General features: G+C 69.5%; 17 protein-coding genes and 1 tRNA gene. 9 read left to right on the top strand and 9 right to left on the bottom strand.

Annotation, left to right across the window (positions count from 1 at the left end; genetic code table 11):
* The first annotated feature begins 3 nt into the window (after positions 1-3).
* From AB0K35_RS15765 to AB0K35_RS15755, 3 genes are read left to right on the top strand one after another with little or no spacing between them, the layout of a single operon-like run.
* A complete protein-coding gene (locus AB0K35_RS15765; protein ID WP_238671503.1) occupies positions 4-1,338 on the top strand; it encodes an LLM class flavin-dependent oxidoreductase in 1,335 nt (444 codons plus the stop codon).
* Positions 1,335-1,895, top strand: coding sequence for a flavin reductase family protein (locus AB0K35_RS15760; protein ID WP_363885864.1), 561 nt, complete (start codon positions 1,335-1,337; stop codon positions 1,893-1,895). Before AB0K35_RS15765 ends, AB0K35_RS15760 begins: the two co-directional genes overlap by 4 nt.
* Positions 1,892-2,503 (top strand): malonic semialdehyde reductase, encoded by a 612-nt coding sequence (locus AB0K35_RS15755; RefSeq protein ID WP_238671501.1) that lies wholly within the window; start codon positions 1,892-1,894, stop codon positions 2,501-2,503. The genes AB0K35_RS15760 and AB0K35_RS15755 overlap by 4 nt, the downstream gene beginning before the upstream one ends.
* A 12-nt stretch (positions 2,504-2,515) precedes the next feature.
* Here the strand turns inward: AB0K35_RS15755 and AB0K35_RS15750 are convergent, their stop codons facing one another.
* Together AB0K35_RS15750 and AB0K35_RS15745 are read right to left on the bottom strand one after the other, a co-directional pair.
* Positions 2,516-2,971 carry an Rrf2 family transcriptional regulator gene (locus AB0K35_RS15750; protein WP_238671500.1) on the bottom strand — a complete coding sequence of 152 codons (456 nt, stop codon included), beginning with the start codon at positions 2,969-2,971 and terminating at the stop codon, positions 2,516-2,518.
* A 7-nt stretch (positions 2,972-2,978) separates the two neighbouring features.
* A complete protein-coding gene (locus tag AB0K35_RS15745) occupies positions 2,979-3,971 on the bottom strand; it encodes an AraC family transcriptional regulator (protein ID WP_363885861.1) in 993 nt (330 codons plus the stop codon).
* A 202-nt stretch (positions 3,972-4,173) separates the two neighbouring features.
* On the opposite strand from AB0K35_RS15745, the gene AB0K35_RS15740 reads away from it, so the two are divergent.
* Positions 4,174-4,950 carry a glucose 1-dehydrogenase gene (locus AB0K35_RS15740; RefSeq protein ID WP_238671498.1) on the top strand — a complete coding sequence of 259 codons (777 nt, stop codon included), beginning with the start codon at positions 4,174-4,176 and terminating at the stop codon, positions 4,948-4,950.
* Positions 4,951-5,066: 116 nt separating this feature from the next.
* On the opposite strand, the gene AB0K35_RS15735 is transcribed toward AB0K35_RS15740, so the two are convergent.
* Positions 5,067-5,498 (bottom strand): SsgA family sporulation/cell division regulator, encoded by a 432-nt coding sequence (locus AB0K35_RS15735; protein ID WP_007457244.1) that lies wholly within the window; start codon positions 5,496-5,498, stop codon positions 5,067-5,069.
* A 273-nt stretch (positions 5,499-5,771) separates the two neighbouring features.
* On the opposite strand from AB0K35_RS15735, the gene AB0K35_RS15730 reads away from it, so the two are divergent.
* Both AB0K35_RS15730 and AB0K35_RS15725 read left to right on the top strand, forming a co-directional pair.
* Positions 5,772-6,410 carry a PGPGW domain-containing protein gene (locus tag AB0K35_RS15730; RefSeq protein WP_363885859.1) on the top strand — a complete coding sequence of 213 codons (639 nt, stop codon included), beginning with the start codon at positions 5,772-5,774 and terminating at the stop codon, positions 6,408-6,410.
* A 50-nt stretch (positions 6,411-6,460) separates the two neighbouring features.
* Positions 6,461-6,532: transfer RNA gene (locus AB0K35_RS15725), tRNA-Val, on the top strand.
* Between the two features lie 260 nt (positions 6,533-6,792).
* On the opposite strand, the gene AB0K35_RS15720 is transcribed toward AB0K35_RS15725, so the two are convergent.
* From AB0K35_RS15720 to AB0K35_RS15710, 3 genes are all read right to left on the bottom strand, one after another.
* Positions 6,793-7,149: a VOC family protein gene (locus tag AB0K35_RS15720; RefSeq protein WP_363885857.1), complete on the bottom strand. Its 357-nt coding sequence runs from the start codon at positions 7,147-7,149 to the stop codon at positions 6,793-6,795.
* Positions 7,150-7,287: 138 nt separating this feature from the next.
* Entirely contained in the window at positions 7,288-7,908 is a 621-nt protein-coding gene (locus tag AB0K35_RS15715) for an HAD-IA family hydrolase (protein ID WP_363885855.1), read from the bottom strand.
* 50 nt (positions 7,909-7,958) lie between these two features.
* Positions 7,959-8,984: a nitronate monooxygenase gene (locus tag AB0K35_RS15710; protein ID WP_363885853.1), complete on the bottom strand. Its 1,026-nt coding sequence runs from the start codon at positions 8,982-8,984 to the stop codon at positions 7,959-7,961.
* 149 nt (positions 8,985-9,133) lie between these two features.
* Between AB0K35_RS15710 and AB0K35_RS15705 the strand changes: the two genes are divergently transcribed.
* From AB0K35_RS15705 to AB0K35_RS15695, 3 genes are all read left to right on the top strand, one after another.
* Positions 9,134-9,442 carry a helix-turn-helix domain-containing protein gene (locus AB0K35_RS15705; RefSeq protein WP_357286785.1) on the top strand — a complete coding sequence of 103 codons (309 nt, stop codon included), beginning with the start codon at positions 9,134-9,136 and terminating at the stop codon, positions 9,440-9,442.
* 20 nt (positions 9,443-9,462) lie between these two features.
* On the top strand, positions 9,463-10,329 hold the full coding sequence (locus AB0K35_RS15700) for a PhzF family phenazine biosynthesis isomerase (RefSeq protein ID WP_363885851.1): 867 nt from the start codon (positions 9,463-9,465) through the stop codon (positions 10,327-10,329).
* A gap of 296 nt (positions 10,330-10,625) precedes the next feature.
* Entirely contained in the window at positions 10,626-10,985 is a 360-nt protein-coding gene (locus AB0K35_RS15695) for a VOC family protein (protein WP_238671495.1), read from the top strand.
* 1,075 nt (positions 10,986-12,060) lie between these two features.
* On the opposite strand, the gene AB0K35_RS15690 is transcribed toward AB0K35_RS15695, so the two are convergent.
* The 3 genes from AB0K35_RS15690 to AB0K35_RS15680 form a co-directional block, all read right to left on the bottom strand.
* On the bottom strand, positions 12,061-12,441 hold the full coding sequence (locus tag AB0K35_RS15690; protein ID WP_357365410.1) for a VOC family protein: 381 nt from the start codon (positions 12,439-12,441) through the stop codon (positions 12,061-12,063).
* A 343-nt stretch (positions 12,442-12,784) separates the two neighbouring features.
* Positions 12,785-13,018 (bottom strand): holin, encoded by a 234-nt coding sequence (locus AB0K35_RS15685; RefSeq protein ID WP_088990712.1) that lies wholly within the window; start codon positions 13,016-13,018, stop codon positions 12,785-12,787.
* Between the two features lie 395 nt (positions 13,019-13,413).
* Positions 13,414-14,106 carry a GNAT family protein gene (locus AB0K35_RS15680; RefSeq protein ID WP_363885848.1) on the bottom strand — a complete coding sequence of 231 codons (693 nt, stop codon included), beginning with the start codon at positions 14,104-14,106 and terminating at the stop codon, positions 13,414-13,416.
* Positions 14,107-14,190 lie beyond the last annotated feature (84 nt).

Below are 14,190 nucleotides of genomic sequence, written 5' to 3'. Positions count from 1 at the left end.
CCAATGACCCGCACTCTGCACCTCAACGCGTTCCTGATGGGCGTCGGCCACCACGAGGCCGCCTGGCGGCACCCCCGCACCGACCCGCGTCGGGTCACCGACGTACGGCACTTCCAGGAGCTGGCCCGGATCGCCGAACGCGGCACCCTCGACTCGCTCTTCCTCGCCGACGGTCTGTCGGTCGGGCCGAACCCCCGGCACAACATCCAGGCCGTCTTCGAGCCGCTGACCCTGCTCGCGTCGCTCGCCGCGGTGACCGAACACATCGGTCTCATCGCGACGGTCTCCACCACCTACAACGAGCCGTTCCACGTCGCCCGCAAGTTCGCCTCGCTGGACCACCTCAGCGGCGGTCGGGCCGGCTGGAACATCGTCACCTCGGCCCAGGAGCGGGAGGCGGTCAACTTCAACCGGGACAGCCACCCCGAACACGCCGACCGTTACCGGCGGGCCGCCGAGTTCGTCGACGTGGCGATCAAGCTCTGGGACAGCTGGGAGGACGACGCGCTGGTCTTCGACACCACGGCCGGGGTGTTCGCCGACACCGACCGGGTGCACGAGGTGGCGCACCGCGGGCCGGAGTTCCAGGTCCGTGGCCCGCTGAACATCCCCCGGGGGCCGCAGGGTCGACCGCTGCTGGTGCAGGCCGGCTCGTCGCCGGACGGCATAGCCTTCGCCGCCCGCTACGCCGAGGCGGTCTTCACCGCGCAGCAGACCCTCGCCGACGGGCAGAGCTTCTACGCCGAGCTGCGCCGGCAGGTCACCGCCGCCGGCCGGGACCCGGACCTGGTGAAGGTCCTGCCCGGCATCGCGCCGGTGCTCGGCGGCACCGAGGCCGAGGCGCGGACGCTCGCCGCCGAGCTGGAGGAGCTGATCGTCCCCGACTACGCCCTGGCCCAGCTCTCCGGGATGCTCGGCATCGACCTGACCGGCCTGCCGCTGGACGGGCCGCTGCCGGAGCTGCCGGCCGCCGGCACCGTGCAGGCCCACCAGAGCCGCTACCAGCTCGTCACCGAGCTGGCCCGCCGGGAACAGCTCACCATCCGCCAGCTGATCGGCCGGCTCGGCGGCGGTCGGGGTCACCGGGTCGTCGCCGGTACGCCCGAGCAGATCGCCGACCAGATCGAGCTGTGGTTCACCCAGGGCGCCGCCGACGGGTTCAACATCATGCCGCCGCACCTGCCCGGCGGGCTCGCCGACTTCGTCGACCACGTGGTGCCCGTGCTGCGCTCCCGTGGGCTGTTCCGCACCGAGTACGCCGGTCGGACGCTGCGCGAGCACTACGGCCTGCCCCGACCGGCCAGCGCGTACGCCGCGTCGGGCCTGGTGCCAGCATGACCACGGTGGAGCGCCCCGCGGCGGACATCGCCGGGCTGCGACCGGTGAACCCGGACCTGTTCCGCGCTCTGCTGCGGCGCCAGGCCAGCACCGTCACAGTGGTCACCGCTGTCGCCCGCGCCACCGACCCCGCCTGCCTCGGCGGGATCGGCGCGCCCATCCGGGCGGGCTTCACCGCGACCTCGTTCACGTCGGTGTCGCTCGACCCTCCGCTGGTCTCGTTCTGCCTCGGGGTGGCGTCGTCGAGTTGGCCGGTGCTCGCCCGCGCCGAGCACGTCGCCGTGCACCTGCTGGGCGTCGGGCAGCGGCAGGCCGCCACTGTCTTCGCGACCAGCGGCATCGACCGGTTCGCCGCGTACCCGGACTGGACATCGGGACCGTTCGGGGTGCCGCTGCTCGACGACGTGCTGGCCCGGCTGCTCTGCCGGGTGGTGCACCGGGTCCCGGCGGGCGACCACACGCTGGTGATCGCCGAACCGCTGGCGCTCGGCGACGGCGGCGACGGCCCGCCGCTGGTCCACCACCGGGGCGGCTACACCACCGCCGTGCCAACGTGAGCGGGGTCACCACTGCCGACCTGCTCGCGTTGGACCGGGCCGCCCAGGACCTGCTGTTCCGGGCAGCCCGCACTGCCAACACGTTCACCGACGAGCCGGTCACCGACGCCCAGGTCGCGGCGATCCACGACCTGGTCCGGTACGGGCCGACCGCGTACAACGGTCAGCCGCTGCGGGTGTTGCTGCTCCGCACGGCGGCGGCGCGGGCGCGGCTGCTGCCGTACGTGTCGTCGAGCAACCGGGCGAAGACGGCCAGCGCGCCACTGGTGGCGGTGCTCGCTGCCGACCTGGACTTCCACGAACGGCTGCCCGAGCTGTACCCGCACCGGCCGCAGGCCCGCGACTGGCTGAGCGACAGTCCGTCCCGCGCCGAGCAGGCCCGGTTCAGTGCGACCCTCCAGATCGGCTACCTGCTGGTGGGCGTACGTGCCGCCGGGTTGGCCGCCGGCCCGATGGCCGGGTTCGACGCCGCCGGGGTGACCCGCGAGTTCTTCTCCGACGGCCGGCACGAGGCGCTGCTGCTGCTCAACCTGGGCCACCCCGGCCCGGACGCCTGGGAGCGGCGGCTGCCCCGACTCAGCACCGAGGAGGTGGTGTGGACGCTGTGAGCCGACCCGGGGTCAGCGGGGCTCCCACGCGTCGGGCAACGCGGTGAGCTTGCGGACGTGCGCGGGCAGTCGACCGCTGACGATCTCGGCGAGGCTCACCTCGTCGACGACCCGCCGCACGGCGGCGCGGACCGCCACCCACAGGCCGGGCAGGTTCTCCGCCGAACCCTCGTACCGGGTCTCCTCGGGGCGCAGCCCGCGTACCCCGGCCAGTGGGCCTTCGACGGCGCGCAGCACCGCGCCGACTGTCACCTCGCGTGGTGGCCGGGCCAGCGTGTAGCCGCCCTCGGCGCCGCGTTGGGCGCGGACGACGCCGGCCCGGCGCAGATCCGCCAGGACCGCCTCCAGGAACTTGCGGGGCATGTCCTGCTCCGCGGCGATGGCCTGGGTGGACATCAGCGAGGGGTACGCGGTGGCGAGGCTCAACGCCGCCCGTACCGCGTAGTCGCCGCGCGCGGAGATCTGCACCCTGCCATCATGCCCGCCCGGTGCCGCCCGGCCCTCCGGCGGGCGACCCGGGTCTCGTGGCGTGCCCGCCGTTGGCGGGTTCGCCGGGGGTGCCGGGGCGGAACCAGCCGCCGTTGACGCCCGTCGAGTCGGCCGGCGGTCGAGGTCGGACCACCCGGCCGGCCACCGCCTGATCCCGGCCGGCCCGGAACGCGCCGGGGCTGACCCCGACCTCGCGGGTGAAGAAGCGGCCGAAGTTCGTGGGCTCGGAGAAGCCGAGCCGCCTGCCGATCTGGGCGATCGGCTGATCCGTCGCGGCCAGCAACCGGCCGGCCTGCAACGCGACCCGCTCGTCGATCACCTGTTTGGCGCTGCGGCCGGTGACGGCCAGGCAGGCCCGGGTCAGGGTCCGCACCGAGCAGCCGAGTTCGGCCGCGTAGTCGTCCACCCGCCGGGTGTGCGAGTAGCCGTGCTCCACCTCGCTGCGGAACCGGTGGAACGTCTCGTCCTCGGGTCGGGACGGCGGCCGGTCGTCGTGGGCCACGGCCAGCCGCAACAGCAGCACTGCCAGTTGATGCCGGAGCAGCGCGCGGGCGGTGGGGCCGTCGGGGTGCCGGCGACAGTCCACCGCCAACTGGCTCACCTCGCTGATCACCGCGTCCTCGTCCTCACCGGCCAACTGCCGCCAGGTCGCGGTGGTGGTCAGGTCGACGTCGAAGCCGTGCAGCGCCTCGGGATCCCAGGCGACCACTGTGGCGTCGAACTGCGGGCCGGCGCAGCGCAGCACCTGACCGGGGCGGACCCGCAGCAGCGTGCCGGGACGGCAGGGCAGCAGGTGAAAGTCGAGTTCCGCGTCGCCGTGCCCACGCGTGGTGAGAATCAACAGCTCCCGCTCGACGATCACCGGCCGACGCCAGCCCGGGGCACCGGCAAGATCGGCCAGCGCGAACGTGGCTATCTCGTCGGTGACGGGAGACGCCGTTCCGATCGATGGCGCGGGGGAGGGACCGGTGGAGACCATCGCCTGCGACGGTAGCCCGAACCGCAGGTCACCGCATCCCGATCGGCGTTCGCAGCGGAATCCGCGGCAAGCTGCGGGCTTGTCCCGGTCCCGGCGGCCGGGCTACGTTACCCGGCGGTAGCGCCATCGGTCCGCGGTCCACCCGGTATCCGCCGGTCACCCGACCGGCCGGCGGCACCCGCCGACTCGCGATGGGATGGGCATGACGCAGCTGTTCTCGGTCGAAGGTAAGACGGTCCTGGTCACCGGTGGCTCGCGGGGGATCGGGCTGATGATCGCCCAGGGCTTCGTCAGGGCCGGCGCACACGTGATCATCTCGTCCCGCAAGGCGGATGTCTGTGAGGCCGTGGCCACCACCCTGTCCGCCGAGGGCCGCTGCGAGGCCATCCCCGCCGACCTCAGCGACGACGCTGGCGCCGAGACGCTGGCCGCCGCCGTGCGCGAGCGCTTCGGCCGCCTCGACGTGCTGGTCAACAACGCCGGCGCGACCTGGGGCGCACCGTTGAAGGACTACCCCGAGGCCGCGTTCGACAAGCTCTGGGCGGTCAACGTCAAGGCCGTCTTCCGGCTCACCACCGCGCTGCTGCCGGCGCTACGCGCCGCCGCCAGCGCCGACGACCCGGCCCGCGTGATCAACATCGGGTCCATCGACGGCATCCGGGTGCCGATGATGGAGGTGTACGCGTACTCGGCCACCAAGGCGGCCGTGCACATGCTCACCCGCAGCCTCGCCCACCAACTCGCCGGTGAGCAGATCACCGTCAACGCGATCGCGCCCGGCCCGTTCGAGAGCAAGATGATGGCGTTCGCGCTCGACGACCCGGCGAGCCGGGCCGCCATCGAACAGCAGGTGCCGCTGGGCCGCATCGGGCGCCCCGAGGACATGGCCGGCACCGCCATCTACCTCTCGTCGCGCGCCGGCTCATACCTCACCGGGGCGGTCATTCCCGTCGACGGCGGCATCACCACGCACGGCTGAGCACCGGCCGACCCGGGGGCGCACTGTCCGCGTACCCCTGGGTGTGTGTGCCGGGGCCGCGCGGACTCGGCAGATCCGCGCGGCCCCGGTGTGGCCGGTGTTGCCCGTTCGGGCGGTCAGCGACCGGCGAGCAGCCGGTTCACCGCCGTGTCGACGTCCAGGTGCTCGGCCTCACGGCCGCGCGGGACGACGACGTAGGTCCGTCGAAGGAAACGCACCAGGACGCTGCGCGGCACCTCGAAGAGGGCGTTGCCGTCCGGTGACGAGAGGGCCAGCGCGACGAAGTCGCCGCGCGGTGTGGCCCAGGGCCAGACCCGCACATCCCCGATGCCGGCCGGTTCGTCCAGGCCGGTGACCAGAAGTTCGCGAGCGAACGACCAACTCACCGCCTCGCCCCCTGCCGATTCGGCATGGAACAGGACATGGACCGCATACGGGTCAGCAGGGTCGTAACGCAGACTGGCACGCACCGGCAAGGCGGTGGCGTCAGGTGCGACGAGCCTTAGCGACGTCTCGACCTCTACGGTCGTCGGTCGGATGACACTCATGGACGTTCTCCCCCCGGCACCGCTGCGGAACGCGCGTGTCCCGCTTTTCCCATACTCAGGTGCTACTCCTGGCTACGCTCCGCCATACGCTGACTTCACCCAGTGGTGGGAAGGGGGACGGAAAGGCCGCGTGAATGTGAGCATTCATGTAGGATTTCCGGTTCTGCCCAGTGCGTGATCCCGCCCGGTATCGGGTGGCTCAGTCGTCGACTTACTCCGGTAACGTCCAGTCGGCCGTTGCAGTGACGGGCCCGAGCGACACTGGGGGGTGAAATGGTGACGAAGCAATCCTCAGTGGATCCGGCGGCGGCGCCCGGCCCGCCGAAAGTCGGGGTCCGAGCAGCCGAAAAGCGGGGGTACGGAGTGCCGATGGAGCAGCCCGAACGGGCCGGTCGGCCGGCGTCCGGCGCCGGTCGTCCCGGCGGTGATGGCGCCGGTCGTGGTGGCGACACCGCCGGTGGTCGTGGCGGCGGCACCGGTGCCGGTGGAGTCGCCGTGCAGGAGCGGCCGAGGCGCCCCCGCTGGCGCGAGCGGATCTCGCTGACCCTCGACCTGATCCGCGCCAACCCCACCGGCCGGATCGCACTCAAGATCTTCATTGCGATCGCCGGGGCGCTTGTGGTCACCATCGGCATCGCCCTCATCCCGCTCCCCGGGCCCGGCTGGCTGCTGGTGATCGCCGGCCTGGGCATCTGGGCAGTCGAATACCACTGGGCGCGCCGACTGCTCGGCTTCACCCGCCGCCACGTCCACGGATGGACACGCTGGGTTACGAGACAATCGCTGCTGGTGCGAATCGTGCTCGGCTCCGTCGGCCTGGCCTTCGTGGCCACGGTGGTCTGGCTGTCCCTCAAGTACAGCCTCGGCATCGACGTGGTGGCCGAGGCGATGCACTACCTCGCGACGCACTGACCCCGGATTTCCGGTCCGGTTCCACGATCGGGTAGAGTCAGTGGCGCTGAGGGCGATTAGCTCAGTGGGAGAGCGCTTCGTTCACACCGAAGAGGTCGCTGGTTCGATACCAGCATCGCCCACCCTTGGTTCGCGCAGGTCGGAAGCCCGTTGCCGGAGTCATCGGTAACGGGCTTTGCTGTGTGCGGCCTACATTGGGAACTGCTGGCGGGGCGCGGACGAATACGACCGGTGACGAATACGTGCGTTGCACCAATCCGCGCCGGCATTACCGCAGCGCACTCCCTGTGGAGTGCCGTCGCCGACGCCGTTCGCGTCCTTCGACCGCCGTTCGTGTTCGAGGAGAACGTCGCCGCCCTGCTCCGACGGTAGGTGTCCGCCGTCAACGGTGGTACTGGACCAGGCAAAACTCGTGGTCCTCCGGATCGGCCATGACGACAACCACGCCGTCGTCGTAGTCGTGCCGTTCGCCGGTGAACCGGCCACCGAGATTGACGACCAGGGCCATGGCCTCGTCGATCTGGTCGACGGAGATGTCGAGGTGGATCCGCACCTTGCCTGTCCTGGCTTCCGACACCGGCTGGAACACCAGCCGTGGCTGAGGATCACCTCGTTCACCGAGGTAAACCCAGCCTTCCTGCGACGGACCGCGCTCGCGGCCGAGCAGGCCGCTCCAGAATAGGGCTACCCGCTCGGGGTCAAGGCAATCAATCGTCACACCGGACCAGACGTTCACCATGCGCCGATCCTGACGGAACTTCCGCTGCTCGGAGGCCGTGCATGACCACGCACGGCCGGGTGCTGCCGATCTGGAGTCGCGGCGGCTGCGATGCACAGTGGCGTCGGCACGTGTCGACGTGGATACGTGGACCCCTGGTCATGGCACCGTTGCGTCGAGCCAGTTCTCGATGAGTGGCGTCGTCTCGCCGAGGGTCTTGGTGATGTGATGTGCGGCGGTGAGCTGGGCTGCGGGATGGGTGGTGGTCAGTGCGATCACGGTCATCCCTGCCGCGCGGGCTGCTTCAATGCCGGCCGGGGCGTCCTCGATGACCAGGCAGTGCTTTGGCGAGGCTCGCAACAGGGCGGCTGCACGGAGGTAGCCTTCCGGGTCTGGTTTTCCGAGGGCGACCTGCGTGCTGTCCACCAGGACCGGGGGGTCAGGTAGGCCGCCTGCTCGCAGTCGTTGCCGCACGGTAGGGGCACGGCCGGAGGTCACCACACCCCATCGCTGGTTCCGGATGACCTTCAGCACGCTCCGGGCGTCGGGGTACACCGGGAACGCGTCGCCTTCGTCCGCCATGAAGTCGCGTACCAGTCGATATTGGGCTTCGGCGTCGAGGTGTGGGGCGACGACTGCGATGGTGTCGATCGGGCGGCGGCCGTGGGTGTGCGTCCAGACGATCGCCGGGTCCAGGCTGTGATGCAGCGCCCAGCGGTCCCAGATGCGGCGATATGCGGCGTAGGAGTCGACCAGAACGCCGTCGACGTCGAACAGCACTGCAGCACCGCTGTCGGCATGTCCGCTGAAGCGAGCGAGGGACGTCATGGTCACCCAGTCCCGTCTGCCGTTTGAGTCGTGTGGCGCATCTGGTCGATGACGTTCACGGCCTGCGCCGTGAGTTCCTGGAGGAGTTGGGCTGCCGGTCGGACGTCCCGGACGAGCTCGACCGATTGGCCTGCGTAGAGAGCCATGTCCGCCAGGTCGCCGGTCATACCGGGTAGGGGCATCAGATCCTCGTACCGGTAATGGGCCTGGCCCGCGCTGTCGAGAGCTACGACTTCGCCTTCGCCCGGGCGGCCCGGCGCGGTAGGTGAACCGGCTAGTTCCCACCGTTGCAGGGTCGGATTCCGCAATGCGCGGTGCGGGGCGTCGGGCCATCCGCCATCGAAACAGTGGGTGTGGACGGTGTCCTCGGCGGTGGCGGCGACGAGGTGTTGCCGGTACAGCTGGTGGGTGGAAGCTTCGGTGGCCGCCAGGAAACGCGTGCCCAGCCACGCGCCCTGTGCGCCCAGGGCCAGAACAGCGGCGAGGCCGCGGCCGTCGCTGATGCCGCCGGCCGCCATGACCGGAATCGGGCCCACCGCGTCGACAACGGCCGGCACCAGAACCATGGTGGCGGTCGTGCCGCGAACATGGCCGCCAGCCTCCCAGCCCTGCGCCACGATGATGTCGACGCCGCAGCTAGCCGCGTGCACAGCCTCCCTGACGCTGCCGATGGTGTGCATATGCAGCGCACCGGCATCACGGATCCAGTGGCTGACGGGCTTTGGATCACCCCAGAAAGTGGAGATGACCGGTACGCCCTCGTCCAAGCACACCGCCAGCGTGTCAGCAATGGGAAAGTCGATTACCAGATTCACCCCGAACGGTCGCGAAGTCCGCTGCCGCACGTGGCGGATGTCGAGGCGCGCGCGCTCGGGAGTCCGCCAGGTCGACGCCAGCATGCCGAGTCCACCGGCTTCGGCCACCGCCGCAGCCAGTTCGGGCGCTGCCGCGGAGCCGATCGGCGCCTGCACCACCGGCACGTCGATACCCAGCCGCTCGCACAAGGCGTTCCGCAATATGGACGTCACGTATGCCCGACCCCCTGTGCTTCGAAAACCGAATCACTGGCGAGAAGGTACTGTATCGAAAAAAGAAGCACCAGGAGAAGTGGGGCGAGGCTATGGCAGCGCCGAGGCCGGGAAGCCCGGTTCGCGGATCGAGCACTGGGCGGCCCTTGATGGCGGCACTCGACCTCTTCGGACGTCGATGGAGTCTGCGCATCGTCTGGGAGCTACAGCGCGGCGCACTCGGCTTCCGCGCACTGCAGCAACACTGCGACAACATGTCGTCCAGCGTCCTGCGGCAGAGGCTGACCGAGCTGTCAGAGGCACGCATCGTCAAGCAGGAACCGGATGCCACCTACGCCCTCACCCAGCTCGGAGAGGGTGCCTACCGAGCCCTGCGCCCCCTCGTCCGGTGGTCGGAGGAGTGGGCTCGCGCCCTCGCCGACGACGACCCGGCTACCACTGCGGAAACCCCGACGTGACTGGGAGCGTCGGCAACGACGTGACGATCGTCGACGCCTGCACCCGCCGCCGCCAAGGTGGCAGTCCTACCGCCGTGCTGATCGATGACATCACGCTCAGCGACAGAGCTCGGCGCGCGATCGTCCGGCGCGCTGGCACCTCGCACGCGGCGTTCGTCGACACCGACGCGGGGGCCACGCCCACGGTGCGGTTCTTCACCGCACACGGTGAGCTCACCAACTGCGGGCACGGCACAATCGCCGCCCAGGCCGTCCTGTTGCACCGTCGCCGGATCAAGGAACATCGCTCTCGCCAGCGGACCGGTGGCCGCACCTTCGACACAACCGCGATCCAGCGCGACGACGGCATCGAGGTCTGGTTCGACCAGGGCCCGGTGGAGATTCAGGGCTGCTCTGCCGCAGAACGAGACAGCACCCTCGCCACCCTTGGCATCAGACCCAACGACATGGCCACCGAGGACATCCCGTGTGTCGCCTCACCGGGAACACCACGCCTGCTCGTACCGGTCAGAACGCTGCCGACCCTGCTCTCGATACGGCCTGACCTCCGTCGACTCGCAGCCGAATGCCGCCGTCTCGGCTATCTCGGCTGCTTCGTCTACACGCTCTCCCCGACCCGCAACGCAGCGACCGCGCGGATGTTCGCGCCAGCGATCGGAGTCGCCGAGGACGTCGTCAACGCCAACAGCACAGGATGCCTCGCCGCGCACCTGTTCGCGACCCACGGCCGCAACAGCATCGAAGTCGAGCAAGGGCACACTGCAGGCCGCCCCTCGTCGGTCTTCGCCACCGCCACCGCCACCGCGGAAGGCATCTCCGTCAGGGTCGGCGGAATTGCCAGGGTCCGATCCAGTCCCACCGATACGGCAGACGAAGAAGTGCCGTAGGTCGCCATCGCAGCAACGCGCCTGAGACTGCACCCTCCTGGCTCACGGGCTGACTGGTGGCCGAGGGCCCGGTGGTCGGCCCGTCGCCGGTCCATCTTGCGAGGTCGTGACCCAGCGCTCGGTGTTCTGCCGGGCCTGGCAGCCCACTTCGTTGCGATCCTTGACGCGAAGTCGTCCAGGACGTGTTGGTCAGTCGCGGTCCATGCGGGAAGCTGGGTAAGCCACTGTTCTGCTTGGGGTACCTGTCAGAGTGGTTCATGCCCTTGAGCGCGTACCACCTCAGAACCTCGGTCGCCGTGTCCGACATTCAGAAGGCAGTGGCCTTCTACGAAGGCGCGCTGGGCCTTCGGGCGTTGCGGTCCGGCCCCAGCGCCACCATCGCCGACGGCAGCCGCGTCTACGGCTCCGGTGGTGGGCCGGCGTTGAACGTGTACCAGTCGGTCACTGCCGGGAAGACCCCGGCGACGCTGGCGACGTGGTACGTCGACGACATCGACCAGATTGTCGAGGAGCTCTCCTCGTCCGGCGTCGAGTTCGTTCGCTACGAGCAGCTTGAGCACGACGTCAAGGGGATCACCGCGCGGGCCGGAGGTGGACGTATCGCGTGGTTCCAGGACCCGGACGGCAACACCTTCGCTCTCGAAGCCGACGTATGACCTCCTGGCTCCCGTTACCCCGCAATCGTGTGGACTGCGGCCTCTGAACGGGCGGACTTCGACTCTATTTCCACAGGGCAACTATTGCCTCATAGCAAGATCTTTCCCTGTCGATGTGCCCACTGTTCGATGTGTTCACCATCTTGATTACGAGCGGGGGGTACCCACCTTCCACTGTGGTTGCTGCCAGTCTCGGCTGGCATTCACTGAGTGACCATGGGGGGATTAGTGAGAAAGCTTTCCTGGGGTGGCGTCGTGTTGCTCGCCGCGTCGACCGTCCTCGCCGCGCCGGTGGCCGCGCCGGCCGCTGCCAAACCGGTCCCGGGCCGTAACCGTCCACTAGCGTAAAGGATTGCCGCCTGGCGCTCGGATTCCTCTTTCGGCATCAGCTCCTCAACCCCGTCGGTCCGTAGTGCATCAGACACGGCTTGGTTCCTGAGGCGGGTGCGTTTGGGGTATGCGATGGCTCCCAATCCGCGGGCCGAGAGCCGCCACCGCATTCCGGCCAACCGGGGGCACTGGCCCACCAAGGCGCAGCAGTGAGCAACGAAGCGGAGCAGCGGATCCTGGCCGTGCATCTGCATGGGCACGGACGGCCTGTGCGAGGGCTGTCGGGCGTGCGGTCGCGGCTCACGCCGTACCCGTGCTGGCAGGTCGAATGGGGGACCAGCCGGCAGGCGCGGTCTCTGACGGCGGCGCTGCTCGGAGGCCGCGTGTGACCACGCATGGCCCTGTGCTGCCGATCTGGAGTTGCGGCGGCTGCGATGCGCCATGGCCCCGCCGAAGCCGGCAGCGCGAGCTACGCGTCGAGTTCACCTGGGTGCCCAACTGGTGCGGGCCTCCGCGGACCTGACCTGGGTGCCGGCGGGTTCGCCGCACAGACGCTTGCTCGGCTGGTTTCGGTGAGCATCCTGCGACGCGGTGACGAGAAGTTCCACGACAGCGACAGCTCGCACAGGTGGATCCACACGGGCTGGTCGAGCGTCCACCCGGCCCCCCAGCTATTGACGGGGGCCGCCAGATTTTGTCGGCGGCTGCGGGGTGGCGGCTGCGTCGATCGTTTGGGCGCGGGCCGTCAGAGCGGGTCGAGGCGGCGCTTGAGCAGGCAGAACTCGTTGCCTTCTGGATCGGCCAGGACGTGCCAGGACGCATCCGCGGGCTGACCGATGTCGACGAGTTTGGCCCCGGCGGCCAGGAGGCGTTCCAGCTCGGCGTCCTGATCGCGGTCGGTGGGGTTGACGTCGATGTGCAGCCGGGCCTGCCCGTTCTTCGGCTCGTCGTCGCGGATGAGGAAGATCGTCGGCTGCGGGCCGCCGAACCCTTCGCGCGGGCCTATCTCGATGTAGACCTCCGCTTCGCGATCGAGCTCTATGAAGTCCAGGACCTCGCACCAGAACCGCGCCAGCGCCTCGGGGTCGCGGCACTTGAGAACGAGCTCACCGATACGGCATGCCATTTGACGAAACCTACTCTCAGCACGGGAACTGCCGGGGCTGCCGCACGCGGATCTCATGGGGTCCCTGCAGTGAGAACAAGTTCGCGATCGTACCGGGCTGTGGAAGTGTCCCGCTGTCGCGTCAGTGATCCGCCGAGGTGCTTGGGTGCGCCAAGGTCGCCTTCGACCAAACCGGGGCGTCGACCTCCGTCGTTAGGGGCAGCGGGCTTGCCGGAGGACCGGTATGGCAACTCGCGGGTGGGGCTCGGGTCGGCCAGGCTGCACCCGACGAATGTCCGGAGGTGATGAGACGCCCCCACCGGTCCAAAGCCAGCGGGGGCGCAACAGTTGCAGCCGCCTGAGGCTACTGTTCGGCACCGACAAGGCTGGGCGAGTCGCCCTCTCCCGACACCTTCGCACTCACCAGCGAGGTGAGCACCGACAGCACCGCCGCACCGGACGCGATGCCACCGGCCGCTGCCCAATCCGCCTGCCATGCGTTGAACACGACGTCAGCGCCCCAGTAGAGCAACAGACCCTGCGCGGCGCTCTTCACCGCCCGCTCGGCGGTGGCCTTCCAGAACTTTGTGGTGAACATTGTGGTACCTCCAGGGGTAGGTTCATCGGACGGTCCATACGTCAAGAATGCCTGGTCAGGGGCGGTTGGTGCTTGCCGCGCTGTCCGGGGTCGCCGACCCACGGCAGCGGCGGTGACCAGAACGCGATCCGGGCGCAAGCCGACAGCGTCCGGGTCGGGGCCGACGCGTTGAGGCGCAGCAGGCGGGGAAGGCGGCGCGCGGCCTGTGACGGTCCTGAGGCGGCAGGCAGGCCGGAAGCGTTGGGTTGGTGGGGCGCAGCGCCGAGTGGGTCAAAGCTGGATCGCATCGCGCGTCCGTGGTGCTCGCCGCCCGCTCGCTGACAGCGGCAGATCAGTGCGACCGGTCTTGTGGGCTGTCCACCCCGCCGGGGCGGCGGCGGAGGCCGGTAGCGTATTCAGACTTGGTCGGCATGCCGATTCGCCGGGGTCCACGGCAGGCCCAGCATCTCAGTTGCGCCCGGCGAGAGACCCGTGATTATGCAAGCCTCCGACGGTCGTCGCCAATCGGAACACCGCAGCGTCAGATTGACCTGGTCCACGCGCTTTCCTTCAGCGGCCCTGGTCGTGGTGCCGTTGTCCTGATAGCCCATGGCCCGCGAGACGCCCAGCGAAGCGTGGTTCGTGATCCAGGCCGCGGTGTCTGCCCGCTCGGCGCGCAGACCGTCGAAAGCCAGATGCAGGACGGCCTCCCGCATGGCTTTGCCGTACCCGGCACCTTGAAACTGGCGGCCCACCCAGGAACCGGTGGAGGCGGTCTTGGTCACGGCGAAATGCTGCGCTCCGATCTCCTGCACGCCGATGATGTCGCGGCCAACGCGAGCGGCGAGCATCAGATTCCACTTCTCGGGTCTCCAGTCCGCGAACGCGGCCCAGTAGTAGCGCAGGAAGCGGCGTTCGGCCTCGGGTGAGGCGACGTCTTCCCACCCGCCGACGGGAGTGCGTGGAAGGTATTGGTTCTGGGGGTCGTAGATGCCTTCCGCGGCGAGCCGCGCCAGTCTCTCCAGCGCCTCCTGGTCCGGGACGAACAGCTCGACCGTGGGCGTGCGCACGCCTATGCCCAGTACCGGCCAGATATCTACGAGCGCCATGCATCCATCATGATCGCCAACGGCCGGAGAGTCATCCCTGGTCCAGGCGCTTGTTCGGTGAACACCGTAGCGAATTACCACTTT

The sequence above is a fragment of the Micromonospora sp. NPDC053740 genome (assembly GCF_040677775.1).
GTDB classification, from domain to species: domain Bacteria; phylum Actinomycetota; class Actinomycetes; order Mycobacteriales; family Micromonosporaceae; genus Micromonospora; species Micromonospora alfalfae.
Note: the sequence above shows the minus strand (reverse complement) of the source record. Positions and strands in the feature narration are given on the sequence as shown.